The following is a 16049-nucleotide window of genomic DNA, read 5'->3' as shown; positions in this document are numbered from 1 at the left end:
ATACGCTTTCATTACTATTATATAAGGGTTACTTAAGTTTTCTCAACATTTAAAAACTTTTTAAAATATTTTATTATATGAATATAGAAATAACTAATAATAAGAATCCAAGCATCCCTGATATCCATAAATATAGAAGCTTCCATTTAAATCCTGCAAACAGCCAAATAATACAATTAAGTACTAGGGCAACATATAGAATGTTCTCGTTTTTGGGATATAGCTCCGATACAAAGCCAACAGATTCCATCAGTAAAATCAAAGCTGCCGAAATGATAGGAATATGCATCATTTTTACTTTTTTAGAAAAATAAAAAAGAAAGAAAATACATGCAAAAATGAAAAGAGTTAAAATGACAGTTTGCAAAGTTATTGACAATTCAGTAAAATAAATTAATAAAGCAGAAATTGGAATCAGCAGCAGGAGAATAAGGTTGGCAAGAGATAGCACCACTGTTTTTTTAGGCTTTTTTATTTCCTTAGGCCGACTTCCCTCGGTGTAAAGAGTAAGCAGGTAGTCACAATATTGGTCAGGCAGCATTCGGCTCTTTTTCCAATGCAGCAGTTCGTTAACAATGATTACTTTTCTGTTTTCTTCCAACCAAAGCACATCCTGTCAAAAAAAATAGTTTACTTCCATTTTAAGAAGTAAACTATCCACTGGCAATATTTTTTATTCTAAAAAGTCTTTTAAACGTTTGCTTCTGCTCGGATGGCGCAGCTTTCTTAAAGCTTTAGCTTCAATTTGGCGAATACGTTCGCGCGTAACGCCAAAAACCTTGCCCACTTCTTCAAGAGTTCTAGTACGTCCATCATCAAGACCGAATCGAAGACGCAAAACATTTTCTTCACGGTCAGTCAGAGTGTCCAGAACATCTTCAAGCTGCTCTTTCAGGAGCTCGTATGCCGCATGCTCTGATGGAGAAGTGGCATCCTGATCTTCGATAAAGTCACCTAAGTGAGAGTCATCTTCCTCACCAATAGGTGTTTCCAATGAAACAGGTTCCTGTGCAATCTTAAGAATTTCTCTTACTTTGTCTGGAGTTAAATCCATATCTTCAGCAATTTCTTCTGGTGTTGGTTCACGGCCAAGATCCTGAAGTAGCTGGCGCTGAACACGGATCAATTTATTAATGGTTTCCACCATATGAACAGGGATACGAATGGTCCTGGCCTGGTCAGCAATTGCTCTCGTGATAGCCTGGCGGATCCACCATGTTGCATACGTACTGAACTTAAATCCTTTGCGGTAGTCAAACTTTTCGACCGCTTTAATCAGTCCCATATTGCCTTCCTGGATAAGATCAAGAAACAGCATTCCGCGTCCTACATACCTTTTGGCGATACTTACAACCAATCGGAGGTTCGCTTCTGCGAGACGTCTTTTCGCCTCTTCGTCGCCTTCCTCAATTCGATTGGCGAGTGCAATCTCTTCCTCTGCAGAGAGTAAGTCAACACGTCCAATTTCTTTTAAATACATGCGGACAGGATCATTAATTTTCACACCTGGAGGGACACTTAAATCATTAAGGTCAAATTCTTCCTCATTTTTTGCAAGTTCCTGAACGTTTGGGTCTTCATTTTCATTATCTCCGACTAACTCAACACCCTGATCTCCAAGGAATTCATAGAATTCATCCATTTGGTGGGAATCGAGTTCAAATTGAGACAATCTTTCTGCTATATCATCATAGGCAAGGACACCTGTCTTTTTTCCTATTTCAACTAATAGATCTTTCGCTTGTTCAAGGGTCAACTCTGTATCAACCTCTTTTGAACGGGCCGACTTTTCAGCCATATGTCCCCCTCCTTCCAAAAATCACACACATTCTAATACATCTTCAAATGGGACTATTCCTTAGGAGACGCTAAATCCCAAAACATTTATTAAGGCACAGGCTTTTTATAGTGATTTTCGCAAATGAAGAATCTCCATTGCGATTAAAGCCGCTTTAGCATAATCCTTTTGGCGTTCTGCTTCTTTTTCTTCATTTAGTTTTTCTTTTATTTTTAACATCTTTTGATAATTCAACACCTGTTTAAGGTAATCTGTTAATTCCTGTTCGCTTAATTCATCATTTATGGACATCATTTCTATATCCACCACAATGCGCTTAAGCTTTTCATCATTTATAAAATTTATGAATGCGCTCGGATCAGGCGTATGGCCTTTTTCGTAGAAACCTAGTAGATAGGTAATAATTGCCTGGTGTTCATCGATGTTAAATGTATTTCCCTGAAGCATATCCTGAACTTTAAATGCTACGTCACTATTCCTAAGCATGTGGGCAATAAGCCTTCTTTCCGCAGTATGGTATGCGGGTTTCAGACTGTCTGCCCTTTTGGGTGTCTGCAGCCTTTTTTGAGGCTCGAAAGCAACTTTTCCCTTCTGGCCGCTTTTTCTCTTCTCGGTGTAATATACTTGTTTTTGCTGTTCTTTCAAAGCTTCCAGAGAAAGTGAAAATTCATTTGCAAGCTGGCGTAGATAATGGTCTCTTTCCACTGCTTTATCTAGCCTGCTGATTTCCTTTAATACCTCTTCGATATAAAGGAGTCTATCTCCTTCATTTTGAAGCCTTTTGCCTCTTCTGAGATAACGAAGCTTAAATGCCATAAAGGTTATGCTGGACTCAATTACATCATGACGGAATTTTTCTTCGCCGTATTCTTTAATATAATCATCCGGATCATAGCCGTCAGGCATCAGTGCCACTCTGATCTGGCAGCCCGCTTCCATTAGCAAGTTTGCTGCCCGGTATGCAGCTTCGATACCGGCATTATCGGAATCATAACAGATCGTGACGGATTGAACATTTCTTCTTAAGGAAGAAACATGTTCTTCAGTTAAAGCAGTGCCCATCGTACCAACGCCATTGCCGACACCAGCACGATCAGCGGCGATTACATCTGCAAACCCTTCAAAAAGAACGGCTCTCTGCAATTTTTTAATATGTGGTCTCGCCAAATGAAAATTATATAATATTTTGCTTTTATTAAAGATTGATGTTTCAGGGCTATTTAAATATTTGGGCTCATCAGCCCCAAGTGATCTTCCTGAAAAAGCAATCGTATTTCCGCTGCGGTCGAAAATAGGGAACATAATTCTATCTCGGAAGCGGTCAAAATAGCTCCCATCTTTCTCCCTTTTGATGATCAGTCCTGCTCTTTCCATGACATCTTCGGGGAACTTCCTTTTAGTCAGGAACTTGAAAACAAAATCCCAGGACTGTAATGAGTAACCGATTTGATATTTTTCGATCGATTCCATTGTAAATCCCCTATTGAGCAAATATTCTAATGCATGCTGACCATCTTTTGTGTTTACAAGCAGATGGTGATAAAATTTACGTAGAAGCTCATGGGCTTCCATCATCTGCTGTAAATCCACAGGCATTGATTTTGCTGATGCTGCGGATGCTGCATCAATTTCAAGCTTAACATTTCCCTTTTCAGCAAGTTTTAGTGCGGCTTCCTGAAATGAATATCCTTCTAAATCCATTAAGAAAGAAAAGGCATTGCCTCCAGCTCCGCATCCAAAGCAATGATAAATCTGCTTATCGGGTGAAACAGAAAATGAAGGAGTATTTTCGCCATGAAAAGGACAAAGCCCAAAATAGTTGCGTCCTTGCTTGTTTAATTGAATATAGTCGCCAATGACATCAACAATATCTACAGCCTGCCGAATTTCATTTACTTTCTCCTCGGCGATCCGTTCTGCCATATGAACAACTCCATTACTTACTCAGGTATTCGATAAACATTAACGAATTCCTTCAAGATTCGACAAAATCTTTGTCAATTGCTGCACAAACCTGGATCGGTCCTCCTGGCTAAATGGTTTGGGCCCTTTACCATAAACCCCTCTTTTTCGAGCCTTCGCTGAGAGATGCCTCATTTCCAAAGCGGTTCGAATTTCACTTTCTTCAAATAAAATTCCCCTGGGAGAAAGGACATAAACACCCTTTAACAAAAGAGTTGATGCCAATCCAATATCTTGAGTAACAACTGCATCTCCTGATTTTACATGATTCATTATGAATAGATCTGCAGCTTCTTTACTGCTGTCTACAAATTTCCAGACAGCCCCGCTCAGATCATTTTGCATATGAGCATAAGAGGCAACAAAGACCGCGTCCAATTTAAAGGAATTGGCTATTTCGACAATTTCCTCTTTAACAGGACAGGAATCTGCATCCACCATAATGATCGGTTTGCCTAATGTTCTAATAATTCTACATCACTCCGCATAATCCTTCTTTGCATAAATAACTTTTGCATAGTGAGATATGTCGAATTTTTTCTTGACCGAAAGCTTGACATGCCACAATAAATAGTTTATTCCTTGGCAATGAAGTCTAAACCTATTCGGGTACATTTTTATCACAATTTTTTATTATAGTACATAAATCTCTATTTTGCCATTATTTTATCTGGCAACAATATTTTATCTTTGCAGTTTTTTTCTCCTGCCCAGAAAAAAATGCGAATGTATTTTCGAGGTCAGGTTCCCTCTGATCCAATCAGTTCACCCTGAAAAAAATCTGCATGAAGCGAAAGCCTGCAATCCCAACTGCCGAGTTAAAAAAAGAAAAGGCACATAAGGAATTATGTGCTAGCTTTTCGGAAAGCTTTTCCGGTATTGATTGAAAATCATATTGGCCGTTTCTTCTACAGCCTTGTTCGTGACATCAATAACCGGGCATTTAATTTTAGAAACGGTTCTTTCAAAGTAATCTATTTCTTCTTTAATTCTCTCTATATTAGCATAGCTTGCATTATCGCTTAGACCTAATGATATCAGGCGTTCTCTTCGAATAAAGTTTAATTTCTCAGGGCTTATTTTCAGACCGAAGCACTTATCCGGAGGGACAAGAAAGAGCTCTTCTGGAGGATCGACTTCAGGCACAAGGGGTACGTTAGCCACTTTAAGGCGCTTGTGAGCAAGATACTGGGAAAGAGGTGTTTTTGAAGTCCTTGATACCCCTATAAGCACTATATCAGCCTTCAATATTCCACGGGGATCGCGGCCATCATCATACTTTACAGCAAACTCGATTGCCTCAATCTTTTTAAAATAATCCTCATCAAGCTTTCTGACCAGTCCCGGTTCAAAAAGCGGTGTAATGCCGCATGCTTTTTGGATTTGATCCATTAAAGGCCCGACAATATCAAAGGTATATATCCCTTCTTCAGCAGCCCGCTGGTTAATATATTTCCTCATGTCCGGCTTGACCATTGTATAGGCAATCATCCCATTATCCAGCTTTGCCAGCGAAATCACTTCATCAATATGTACTTTCTCTTCAACGTACGGAAAACGCTTAATAGATATATCACTGCCATTAAACTGGCTTGTTGCAGCTTTTGTTACAAGTTCTGCCGTTTCTCCCACTGAGTCCGAAACGACGTAAATGACCGGCAATTTTTCCATCATTCAACACCTTCTCCTTCTTACATTGCTACTTTTCCCCGGCCAGGGCCAAGAATGCTTTTGTCAGATTTGTTTTGGTTATCCTGCCGTTTACCTCAAACCCTTTCTCCGTCTTTCTTACAACGGGAAGGGCGTCAATTTGCTTTTCAATCAGCTTTTTAGCAACTTCTATGAGCAAATCATCTTTTTCACACATAGTTATATTAGGCATTCTTGTCATAATGATATTAACAGGGATGGAATTTAGCTCCTGCTTGCCTATACTTGCGCGCAGTAAATCCTTTCTTGACAAAACCCCAACAAGCAGCGAGCCCTGATCGACTACAAATAACGTGCCGACATCTTCCAGAAACATTGTCACAATTGCATCATATACCGATACATTCTCATTAACCACAACAGGGATGGATTGATAATCCCTTACATAAAGCTTCTGAAGGTTTTCTGTCAGCAGCTGGGCCCCAGTCTTCCCTGTATAAAAATATCCTACACGCGGACGGGCATCCAAGTAGCCGGCCATCGTTAATATAGCCAGATCCGGCCTTAGTGTTGCCCTAGTTAGACTGAGCTGTTCCGCTATACTCTCACCAGTGATCGGCCCGTTTTCCTTAACGATTTCTATGATCTTTTCCTGCCTTTTATTTAATTCGATTTTTCTCACCACCTAATCTGAAAAGGAATGCTGTTGGCACTCATTTCCCACTATAATAAGGTTATACTTTTATATCATTATTATATACTATTCGTCATAAATGAAAAGATGTGTTTCATATATAGTTTACGTTGTGCTGCCCGATATGCCCAAAATATGAAAGAGCCCGTCAGTATAATAAACAGGCTCTTCCCTGACAGCCAGGCAGCTGTCCCTATCTTAGATTTTAATCTCATTGAAGCATAGAACGCAAAGTTTCAGCTTACTACTTAACAATTATTTCGTTCATATTTGCAAATTTCTTTATCACATCAGCCAAATGTGCCATTTGATGAAGCCTATTGCGGCGAATTTCCTGATTCTCATCCATTACCATAGTATGCTCGAAATATTGATCAATTTCTGGTTTCATGCTTACTAACAAATTAAAGACAGCTTCCTCATTCACCTCGTTCTTTAATTCCTCCGTTACAGATAAAAATTTACTGAACAAAACTTTTTCGTATTCGTTTTCAAATAAGCTGCTGTCTATTTCCCCTTTACGTTCTGCCTTAGAAGCGATATTGATCACGCGGCTAAGGGCTTCAATGCTTTCCTTAAAGCCTTCTGCATCTTTGTTGGACTCCAATACTTGGGCTCTATTGACAAGTGAAGGCACAGAATCAATATCATTTCCTAATACAGCTTCAATTAGGTCATAGCGAACTGCTTTTTCCTGAAGCATATATTTAATTCTTAACTTAAAGAAAGATACCAATTCCTGCAACAATTCATTTTTTGACTTCTTTCCAATGTTCGCATTTAGAATAATATCGGAAGATAATGAAATCAATTCTTCGAGTTTCAAATCCCAGTTTTTAGCCAGTAATGTCTGGATGATACCCGATGCCTGTCTTCTTAAGGCATATGGATCCTGGGAACCGCTTGGGATTATTCCAATTGCAAAGGATGACACAATTGTGTCCAGCTTCTCAGCAATGGAAAGTACTGCACCGGCATCACTTGCTGGCGTCTGGTCCTCTGCATTGCGCGGCATGTAATGTTCATTAATTGCACGCGCCACAGCTTCTTTTTCACCTTTTTGCAGGGCGTATTTTTCTCCCATAAAACCTTGGAGCTCAGGAAATTCATAAACCATATGTGAAACAAGATCAAACTTGCTGATTTCAGCGGCACGGTCTGTCACTGCTTTCGCTTCATCACTGAAGCCAAGATTCCCGCTCAGTTTCGCTGCCAGCAGGCGGACACGGTCTACCTTTTCAGCAAGTGTTCCAATTTCTTCATGATACACAATGCTTTTAAGTTTTTCGAGCGATGATGCGATTTCCGTTTTTTGGTCTTCCCTGTAAAAGAAAGCCGCATCAGAAAGTCTTGCCCGCAATACTTTTTCATTTCCCTTAGCCACTTTTTCCAAATGTTCATGAGATCCATTTCGAACTGTAACAAAGTAAGGAAGAAGCCTGCCCTCTTTGGACTTTACCGGGAAATAGCGCTGATGTTCTTTCATCGAGGTAATCAAAACCTCTTCCGGAAGCTCCAGATATTCCTCTTCAAATTTTCCATATAATGCTGTTGGATACTCAACAAGATTATTTACTTCTTCCAATAACTCTTCATCAACAGGAATCACCCAATCATTCTCTTCTTCAATTTTTTCCAACTGCGAGAGAATAGCATTTTTTCTTTCCTGAGGATTAGTAATGACATATTGTGCCAGCAAGGACTTTTCATAGTCAAAGGGATTGTTAATTTCAATCTCTTCCCCAAGAAAACGATGTCCTCTTGTAAGGTTAGATGTCTGAACATTAGTGATTGAAAATGGTATGACTTCACTTCCGAATAATGCCAGAAGCCATTTGATCGGCCTAATAAAGCGCAGCTCCTGGTTAGACCAGCGCATATTTTTCGGAAATGATAGCGATGTAACAATCTGCTGAAGTTCAGGCAGCAGTGCAGCTGTTTCCTGCCCTTTTATGAATTTGCTTACATGCGCGTATTCAACACCCTTAATTTCTTTAAAGTATATATCTTCAACAGATGCTCCCTGACCCCGGCTAAATCCAATAGCAGCTTTTGACCATTCACCGTCATCGGTTAACGCGATTTTTTTTGCAGGTCCTTTTGCTTCTTCGTTAATGTCCTCCTGGGCAGTTTCCACTCCCGTAACAAGAACAGCCAAACGGCGTGGAGAGGAGAAAGCGCTGATTTCGTCAAAAGATATTTTCTTTTCCAAAAGCCATGATTTCACTTTATCTGAAAGCTGATTCATTGAATTAGTGACAAATCTGGCAGGCATTTCTTCAAGTCCAATTTCCAGCAGAAGATCTTTCTTATTCATGAGACCCTTCCTCCTTATCCTTTAAAATTGGGAAGCCAAGTTTTTCCCGCTCTTCGTAAAAGGTTTTGGCTATTTTTCTGGCCAGGTTCCGGCATCTTGCAATATAGCCTGTTCTTTCTGTCACAGAGATCGCTCCCCTTGCATCAAGCAGGTTAAAAGTATGAGAGCATTTTAAAACATAGTCATAAGCTGGATGCACAAGCCCTTCATCCATTTGCCTATGTGCTTCCTTCTCGTAGATGTTGAACAAATTGAAAAGCATTTCCTGATCCGATGTTTCAAATGTGTACTTCGAATGCTCAAACTCCGGCTGCAGGAAGATGTCCCTAACCGTAAATCCTTCTGTCCATTCAAGGTCAAAGACATTTTCCTTATCCTGAATGTAAGAGGCGAGCCTTTCGATACCATATGTAATTTCAACAGACACAGGCTTGCATTCCAATCCGCCTACCTGCTGGAAGTATGTGAACTGTGTTATTTCCATTCCATCAAGCCACACTTCCCACCCTAAGCCCGCGCAGCCCAGAGAAGGATTTTCCCAGTTATCTTCTACAAACCGGATGTCATGTTCAAGCGGATCAATGCCTAATGCTTTGAGTGAATCAAGATACAGCTCCTGAATATTATCCGGCGACGGCTTCATAATCACTTGAAATTGATGATGCTGATAAAGCCGGTTTGGATTTTCACCATATCGGCCATCAGCAGGACGGCGTGAAGGCTCTACATAAGCTACATTCCACGGTTCTGGTCCGATCGCTCTTAAAAATGTATAGGGGCTCATTGTACCTGCGCCTTTTTCAGTATCATAAGCCTGCATTAGGATACACCCCTGTTCAGACCAATGTTTTTGAAGCGTTAATATCATGTTTTGAATATTCATAGGACACCTCTTTCTTAATTTGTTATAAATTTAGCAGCTATCTATCACAGGGCTTCCGTGTTTCAGTGAACATAAAAAACTCCCGTCTCTATGCCACATGGCATAGGGACGAGAGTTTACCCGCGGTTCCACCCTATTTGCTGCGATTTTACCGCAGCCTCTTTGTTGTCGATAGACAATATTGCTCCAGAGCGCCCTTCCTTAACCATCCATACCCGGCTTCCACTGTCCCGGGTTCGCTTTAATGAAAAAAGTTAAGTACTCTTCTCCTTCACTGCAATAATATTTTATTAATTTGAATCATAGCGGAATCACCTTGGATTGTCAATCTTAAGCAAAAAGCCAAGGGAACGCTTTACATAAGATCATTAAACTTATCCATTTGATTAAGAAACTTTTTAGTCTTAAGGGATAAGCCGGAATACTCTTCATAATAAGCAGAGATAATCTTTTTCAATTCAGCCTTGGTTTCGGGCTTAACAGAAATATTGCCAAGCCTGGACAAGTCAAAAAAATAAAACAGGCGCAGCAGCTTAATGGTCGCCTGTGATACCTTATAATGATAAGGATCCCTGTCAAGACAGCGGTGGCAAATGAGTCCGTTTTCCCGGATTGAAAATACAAAATGCCCGTCAGTGCTTCCGCAGACAGTACATTGATCCAGAACAGGATATAAACCCAGACCATTCAGCATTTTCATTTCATAAATATTGGTGAGAATTTCCGGATCATATCCCTCATTTATTAAATTTAGCGTTTGATGCAGCAATTCAAACAAAAATGGGTTAGGCTTCTTATCCTCACTGCTTTTATCAGTCAAATCGACAATATAGCTTGCATAAGCAGTCAGAAAAATATCTTCTTTAATTGATCTCATGGATGAAATCATATCACCCTGCTTCAGGGTGCCCAGACCGCTTCCACGCTGAACTAAAAAGTTTCCGTATGTAAAAAGCTGGGTGACAGCAGCAAGTCTGCTGTTCGGCTTTTTCGCTCCTCGTGCCATCACACCAACTTTTCCCCATTCACGGGTATATAAAGTAACAATTTTATTTGTTTCACTGTAATTAGTTGTCCTGATGACGATGCCTTCACATTTATCAAGCAACCGTGACACCATCCCTGTCTTTCGACAAACCTATGAGATGGGAAAATCAGCTTCTGCTAGCTCTTCATCATTGCTGCCGGGTATATCCTGAGTTTCCTTTTCTAGCTCCTTGAAGAGAAGATATGTGTCAATATTTCCTGTCTGGGAAAACACTCTCCAGGTAAAATCCATCATCGAAAACCCCACCTTTCAGTTATTCAACTAGCAATTCTTTATCCCAATACATTTATCTATATCATAGCCTGTCTTTGTAAAATCATGAGACGAAAATATTGTCAATAACCTGTATGCATATAAACCAGAAATGGATAATACTTTAATTAGGGCTGGTTCAGTACTCATCTTCACGGAAGCCAAAATCGCGGAGCTGAGACATTTTATTGCGCCAGTCTTTCTGAACTTTAACCCAAAGCTCTAGAAAAACCTGTGATCCAAGAAGATTTTCAATATCCACCCTTGCTCTTTTTCCGATTTCCTTAAGCATTTTCCCTTGCTTTCCAATCACTATGCCTTTTTGGGAGTCACGTTCCACAATGATCGTAGCCATGACATGAACAACATCCTTGTCTTCGCGGCGCTCCATCTTATCAATAGTTACAGCCAGCGAGTGCGGTATTTCCTCCCTTGTTAAATGCAGGGCTTTTTCCCTGATCAGTTCGGAAACAATAAATCTCTCTGGGTGATCTGTTACTTGATCAGCAGGATAAAACTGCGGCCCCTCGGGAATATATTTTTTAATCTGTCCTAACAGCGTCTCTACATTATTGCCTTCTAACGCAGAAATGGGGATAATTTCGCTGAAATCGTACTTTTCCTTGTAAGACTCAATAATTTTAAGCAGTTCATCAGGATGTACCTGGTCAATCTTATTGATTACAAGGAAAATGGGTGTTCGGACTGACTGAAATTTCTCAAGTATGAATTCTTCACCGCGTCCAAAGCCTTCCTGGGCATTTACCATAAACAGGATGACATCCACTTCTTTTAGAGTGTTTTGGGCAACTTTCATCATAAAGTCTCCCAGTTTATGCTTTGGCTTATGAATTCCTGGCGTATCAATAAAAATAAATTGTGCGTCATTAGTAGTCAGGACACCCTGAACTTTGTTGCGGGTTGTTTGCGGCTTATCACTCATAATGGCAATTTTCTGCCCAATTACGCGATTTAAGAACGTTGATTTTCCTACGTTTGGTCTGCCGATTATGGAAATAAAACCTGATTTGTGTCCTTTTTGTGTATTATTCATGTAAATCCTCCGGTGAAAATGCTCCTGGCAGTAATTCTGCAACTGTTAATTCTTTAATATCCCCTTTTAAGTTGGTTAAAACAACTTTCATTTCTGGCGGACATAGTTCGGATATTACCTGTCTGCATGCACCGCATGGGGGAACAGGACGGTCTGTGTCAGCAATAACAGCAATAGCTGAAAAGCTTTTTACTCCATCAGAATACGCTTTGAAAAGCGCAGTCCTTTCAGCGCAATTACACATGCTGTACGCTGCATTTTCTATATTGCAGCCGTGAAAAACCTGTCCGTCACTGCTTAATAGCGCAGCTCCCACTTTGAATTTTGAATATGGCACATATGCTCTATCTCTTGCAATCTTTGCTTCTTGAATTAGTTGATCATTATTCACAAATATTTCTTCCTTTCAAGTAAAACGGAGCTGCTCCCCGAGACATCAAAACCTGGATAGAAATTATGAACCACGGGGCCTTCTAAGCTATTTCTGTAAAAAAGCAGCCGCTTCTCTTTTATTTTACAACATTTTACTTTGATTTTCATCGTTTGTAGCAAAAACGTAATAAAAAAATTGAATTTTCTAAAAATAAGCAGACAGATTAAATTTTATGGGCTGGTTTTCTATATGGGCTATTTCTCCAAGCCTGTGAAATTTATTGCTGTTCTGTCATTTTAGCTGATTCAGTGAACGTTTTCAAATTCAGGCACTGAATTTATCAGGGGCTTGCTGTAAGTCTTTATATGAATGGCTGTTTTCAAATATCGCTTTGTTTCACTTAAATGCTGCCCGGTTATTTCCGATTCAGAATGTTCAAGTCTTCAGCGGGGCTGGCGGTGAAACAGTCGATTCTGTACGTCTGCGGGGGTTCTTCTGTCCCTTTGGGCGCTGAATACGCTTCCTTGAGTAAAGACCACACTAAGAAAATGCGCAGGCATTATAGAAGATCTCGCACTTTCCTGCAATCCAATCAATATATTCAACTTGCAGCCTACCTTGCTAAAGTAGCTTTCTTTACTAAAAGATTGTTGTCTGTTGTCTATGAATTCTGCCCGTTGATTGCAGCGAAAGGCACGCAGCGAACCCGCGGGGAGGAATGCGAGCCTCCTCGGCTTCGCCTTCGGGGTCTCACACTTCCCTCCTCCCGCAGGACATTGAATAAGCTCCCTCGAATGAACACCGCTCGAAGGAAATGCGTCAGCATTTTCGAGGATCAAGTGCCCACAGCGAAGATCAGCTCAGCAAATTAAAATAGGTTAGGAATAACATCAAACATTAAGAAAACAGGCTTTTAAAAAAAGTAAAGCTGTCCCTTTGGACAGCTTCCCATTACTGCAAAAATATAAAAATTTTTGGCAGGAATATAATTCCGCCTACAATTATACTTACAATGGCAAATACCAGCACTGCTCCAGCGGCAATATCCTTTGCCTGTTTTGCCAAGGGGTGATAATCTTCGGTTGCCAGATCCACTGCCCGCTCAATTGCTGTATTCAGCAATTCGAGTGATAGCATGCCACCGATGGCCAGAATAATGATTATCCATTCAAGCCGGGAAATGCCAAAGTAACCACCAAAGAAAATCACTGCAACGGCTACTGCCAAGTGTATCTGCAGATTCCTTTCATTAAATAACGCTGTTCTAATTCCGGAAAAAGCAAACGCAAAGGATTTTAGGACACTGTGTTTTCGGACCTTTTTATCTCGTGAGCCCGAATTCATCCAGTATATCCTTCTGGCGGGAAAACATTTTTTTCTCGTCTTCCGGGTTTTCATGATCATAGCCAAGAAGATGAAGGAAGCCATGGACCGCCAAAAAGCCAAGCTCCCTGATAAAAGAATGTCCATACTCTTCAGCCTGTTCCTTAGCCTTCGCGGTGGAGATAATAATATCTCCGAGGATCCGCGGCATATCAGCACCAACCAGTTCAATTTCACCTTCCCCCAGCTCTTCCATCGCGAAGGAAATAACATCTGTCGGCCGATCTTTATCCCGGTACTCTCTGTTGATTTCGCGGATGCGCTCATTGGTCACAAAAGTGATGGATACTTCACTTTCGGGCTCCACAGATTCTTTTGAGGCCGCAAAGGTAATTAGCTCTTCAATTTTCGCTATATCACTTTCCTGAAGCTCATTTGTTTCGTCCAAAAAATCAATACTTAAAATCATGCCTGTTTCACCTTCTGTTTAGTCATTTCAGGATACTCAATACGTGAATGGAAAATTCCGTTTAACGTTTCACAGAACGATTGTGAAACGGTTTCCAGCTCTTTTAAGGTTAAATCACATTCGTTCAGCTGTCCATCCTGAAGCCTGTCTGCGATTATCTTCTTTACCAAATCCTCTATTTGCTCTGTTGTAGGATGCGCCATAGAACGGACTGCAGCTTCTACACTATCCGCAATGCCAATGACTGCAGACTCTTTTGATTGAGGTTTTGGCCCCGGATAGCGGTAGTCTTCTTCTTTTACCTCAAGTCCATTCTGTTTTGCTTTGTAATAAAAATATTTCAGCAAGGTGGTTCCATGATGCTGTTCGGCAATATCCACTATTTCCTTAGGCATCTTATGCTTTCTCAGCATTTCAGCTCCATCTGCGGCATGGGCGATAATAATATTCTTACTGGTCTGAGGAGGAAGCCGGTCATGTGGATTTTCAATATTCACCTGGTTCTCAATAAAAAATTGCGGCCGTTTTGTTTTGCCGATATCGTGATAATAACAGCCCACCCTTGCCAAAAGCCCATTTGCCCCAATAGCTTCACATGCTGACTCGGAAAGATTTGCAACCATTACGCTATGATGGTAGGTGCCCGGAGCTTCAGTAAGTATCTTTCTCAGCAAAGGGTGATTCGGATTGGAAAGTTCAATCAGCCTCATAGTAGACAGTATCCCAAATCCTGCCTCAAAATAAGGCAGCAGGCCAATCGCCAGGACTGCTGACGAAATACCTGAAATCAGAGCTATTATAAAGTAAAACCCATATTCAATTGTCTCATAGTGGCCATTTCTTAGGAAAAGCAAAGAAAAGATAACAAGTATGTTAACTGCAGTTACGAATAAACCAGCCTGCAATATTTTGGAACGGCGATTCTGCTTTGTCAAAAACAATATGGCCGCCAAGCCGCTGCAAAGTATATAAATAGCTGATGTCAGCTGGAATGTTCCAGTAACACCTTCATTAAAAATGATGCTTCCACTGATAGCCATAATAATGGTGTAATACATCGCAAGCTTTTCATCAATCAGTATTTTGATCAGCATAGCTCCCATAGCTGCCGGGTAAATATATCCTATCTCTGAGTAATCAGCATATTGGAACAGACTTATGACCTTCATAAGCAATATCGATAGGATAAAAACAAGGCTGAACAGCAATAAATAGCTTTGCTTTAAATCCTGCTGCACATTCAATTCATGGAAATAATAGTAAAGGGCTGATAAAACAATGACAATGATTAGAGATAAGCCGATAAAAGGCTGAATCGAATTAACACTGTCAATAAGTCCTACTAGTTCAAGCTGTCTGTAAATGTCCCTGCTGATCAGCTGGTTTTCTTCAACAATGATCTGCCCCTGAAGGATTTTGACTGGCTCGACACTTTCAATGGTCTGCTGCCGCATTTCTTCCGTAGCTGCTGGATCATAAAATTGATTTTGATATACCGCATAGCGCCCAAGCTCTATTGCTGCTTTTTTTAAATCTGAATTTAAGCTGGTAAACTTCAGTTCTTCTTCAACACGCTTCTTTGCGTTCTCCACCTGTTCAGCCGGAATTTCATTATTCATGATTTTATTGATGGCAGTAACAGTAAGGTCTTTCGCTATACTCAGCTCCCCCTCCTTTGCCTGAAGCAAAGCAAGGAAGACACTATCAGATACTTCACGTGTTACGTCATCAGTGAGTTTTTCTTTAACCATGGTCAATTTGTCTTCAGGATTAGGGGCAGAAGGGTCTGGTGCCTCTACCTCTTTGCCGGATTCATTTCCGGCACCCTTCTTTTTCTCTTCCATCTCTTCTTTTACTTCTTCATTCACTTCCGAAACGGATCCGAAGATGGAGGTAACCAGATCGACTCGGTTTTGTGCAATCTCTTTTTTTACAACGTAAATATCCTTCACATTATTTTCTGCTTCTTTTCTCTTTCTTTCTGTACTTGCCTTATCCTCTATGGTTATGGGTGACCTTATTGTCTGTTCTGCGACAGAGAATAGACTTAAATCGAGCTTTTCAGGCTTCACATTGCTATACATGGAAAAATACATAGCAACTCCCAATAGAACAAATAAGAGAACACGAAAAAAAGTCATATTAAGCAAATTTCTGATTGTAATCATACTTTGCTGAAGATTTGGCACCTTTACCCCTCCTGTCCTGGGTAAAAAACTTCTATTA

Annotated in this window: 15 protein-coding genes and 1 other annotated feature; all 15 genes read right to left on the bottom strand. The window is 40.4% G+C overall.

Translation table 11 applies throughout. The annotated features are described in order from the left end of the window. Positions 1 to 73: 73 nt before the first annotated feature. The 15 genes from NSQ49_RS18820 to NSQ49_RS18750 all read right to left on the bottom strand — a co-directional run bounded on the left by NSQ49_RS18820 (position 74) and on the right by NSQ49_RS18750 (position 16012). Positions 74 to 610, bottom strand: a complete 537-nt coding sequence (locus NSQ49_RS18820) for a hypothetical protein (protein ID WP_251283679.1) — start codon at positions 608 to 610, stop codon at positions 74 to 76. A 63-nt stretch (positions 611 to 673) separates the two neighbouring features. Next, on the bottom strand, positions 674 to 1798 hold the full coding sequence (gene rpoD / locus NSQ49_RS18815) for an RNA polymerase sigma factor RpoD (protein ID WP_159864992.1): 1125 nt from the start codon (positions 1796 to 1798) through the stop codon (positions 674 to 676). Between the two features lie 105 nt (positions 1799 to 1903). Continuing rightward, on the bottom strand, positions 1904 to 3721 hold the full coding sequence (gene dnaG / locus NSQ49_RS18810) for a DNA primase (protein WP_251283678.1): 1818 nt from the start codon (positions 3719 to 3721) through the stop codon (positions 1904 to 1906). 39 nt (positions 3722 to 3760) lie between these two features. Further along, entirely contained in the window at positions 3761 to 4201 is a 441-nt protein-coding gene (locus NSQ49_RS18805) for a YaiI/YqxD family protein (protein WP_159864986.1), read from the bottom strand. Positions 4202 to 4612: 411 nt separating this feature from the next. Next, a complete protein-coding gene (locus NSQ49_RS18800) occupies positions 4613 to 5431 on the bottom strand; it encodes a pyruvate, water dikinase regulatory protein (RefSeq protein ID WP_159865317.1) in 819 nt (272 codons plus the stop codon). 28 nt (positions 5432 to 5459) lie between these two features. Beyond that, entirely contained in the window at positions 5460 to 6095 is a 636-nt protein-coding gene (locus tag NSQ49_RS18795; RefSeq protein WP_159864983.1) for a helix-turn-helix transcriptional regulator, read from the bottom strand. 253 nt (positions 6096 to 6348) lie between these two features. After that, the gene (gene glyS / locus NSQ49_RS18790) at positions 6349 to 8421 is read right to left on the bottom strand and encodes a glycine--tRNA ligase subunit beta (protein WP_159864980.1); all 2073 of its coding nucleotides are present in this window, start codon (positions 8419 to 8421) and stop codon (positions 6349 to 6351) included. Beyond that, complete coding sequence (glyQ, locus tag NSQ49_RS18785) at positions 8414 to 9304, bottom strand: glycine--tRNA ligase subunit alpha (RefSeq protein WP_035331136.1); 891 nt, start codon at positions 9302 to 9304, stop codon at positions 8414 to 8416. Before glyQ ends, glyS begins: the two co-directional genes overlap by 8 nt. Before the next feature lie 101 nt (positions 9305 to 9405). Continuing rightward, positions 9406 to 9588, bottom strand: a binding site (T-box leader). Between the two features lie 71 nt (positions 9589 to 9659). Next, the gene (gene recO, locus NSQ49_RS18780; RefSeq protein WP_251283677.1) at positions 9660 to 10412 is read right to left on the bottom strand and encodes a DNA repair protein RecO; all 753 of its coding nucleotides are present in this window, start codon (positions 10410 to 10412) and stop codon (positions 9660 to 9662) included. 30 nt (positions 10413 to 10442) lie between these two features. Beyond that, entirely contained in the window at positions 10443 to 10586 is a 144-nt protein-coding gene (locus tag NSQ49_RS18775; protein WP_009332996.1) for a YqzL family protein, read from the bottom strand. A 157-nt stretch (positions 10587 to 10743) separates the two neighbouring features. Beyond that, on the bottom strand, positions 10744 to 11658 hold the full coding sequence (gene era, locus NSQ49_RS18770; RefSeq protein ID WP_159864974.1) for a GTPase Era: 915 nt from the start codon (positions 11656 to 11658) through the stop codon (positions 10744 to 10746). Further along, positions 11651 to 12049, bottom strand: coding sequence for a cytidine deaminase (locus NSQ49_RS18765; protein ID WP_159864971.1), 399 nt, complete (start codon positions 12047 to 12049; stop codon positions 11651 to 11653). Before NSQ49_RS18765 ends, era begins: the two co-directional genes overlap by 8 nt. Positions 12050 to 12982: 933 nt before the next feature. After that, positions 12983 to 13375: a diacylglycerol kinase family protein gene (locus NSQ49_RS18760; RefSeq protein ID WP_251283676.1), complete on the bottom strand. Its 393-nt coding sequence runs from the start codon at positions 13373 to 13375 to the stop codon at positions 12983 to 12985. Beyond that, positions 13353 to 13823 (bottom strand): rRNA maturation RNase YbeY, encoded by a 471-nt coding sequence (ybeY, locus tag NSQ49_RS18755; protein WP_159864965.1) that lies wholly within the window; start codon positions 13821 to 13823, stop codon positions 13353 to 13355. The genes NSQ49_RS18760 and ybeY overlap by 23 nt, the downstream gene beginning before the upstream one ends. After that, positions 13820 to 16012 carry an HD family phosphohydrolase gene (locus NSQ49_RS18750; protein ID WP_159864962.1) on the bottom strand — a complete coding sequence of 731 codons (2193 nt, stop codon included), beginning with the start codon at positions 16010 to 16012 and terminating at the stop codon, positions 13820 to 13822. Before NSQ49_RS18750 ends, ybeY begins: the two co-directional genes overlap by 4 nt. Positions 16013 to 16049 lie beyond the last annotated feature (37 nt).

It is taken from the genome of Cytobacillus sp. FSL R5-0377 (assembly GCF_038004385.1).
GTDB lineage: Bacteria > Bacillota > Bacilli > Bacillales > Cytobacillaceae > Cytobacillus.
Note: the sequence above shows the minus strand (reverse complement) of the source record. Positions and strands in the feature narration are given on the sequence as shown.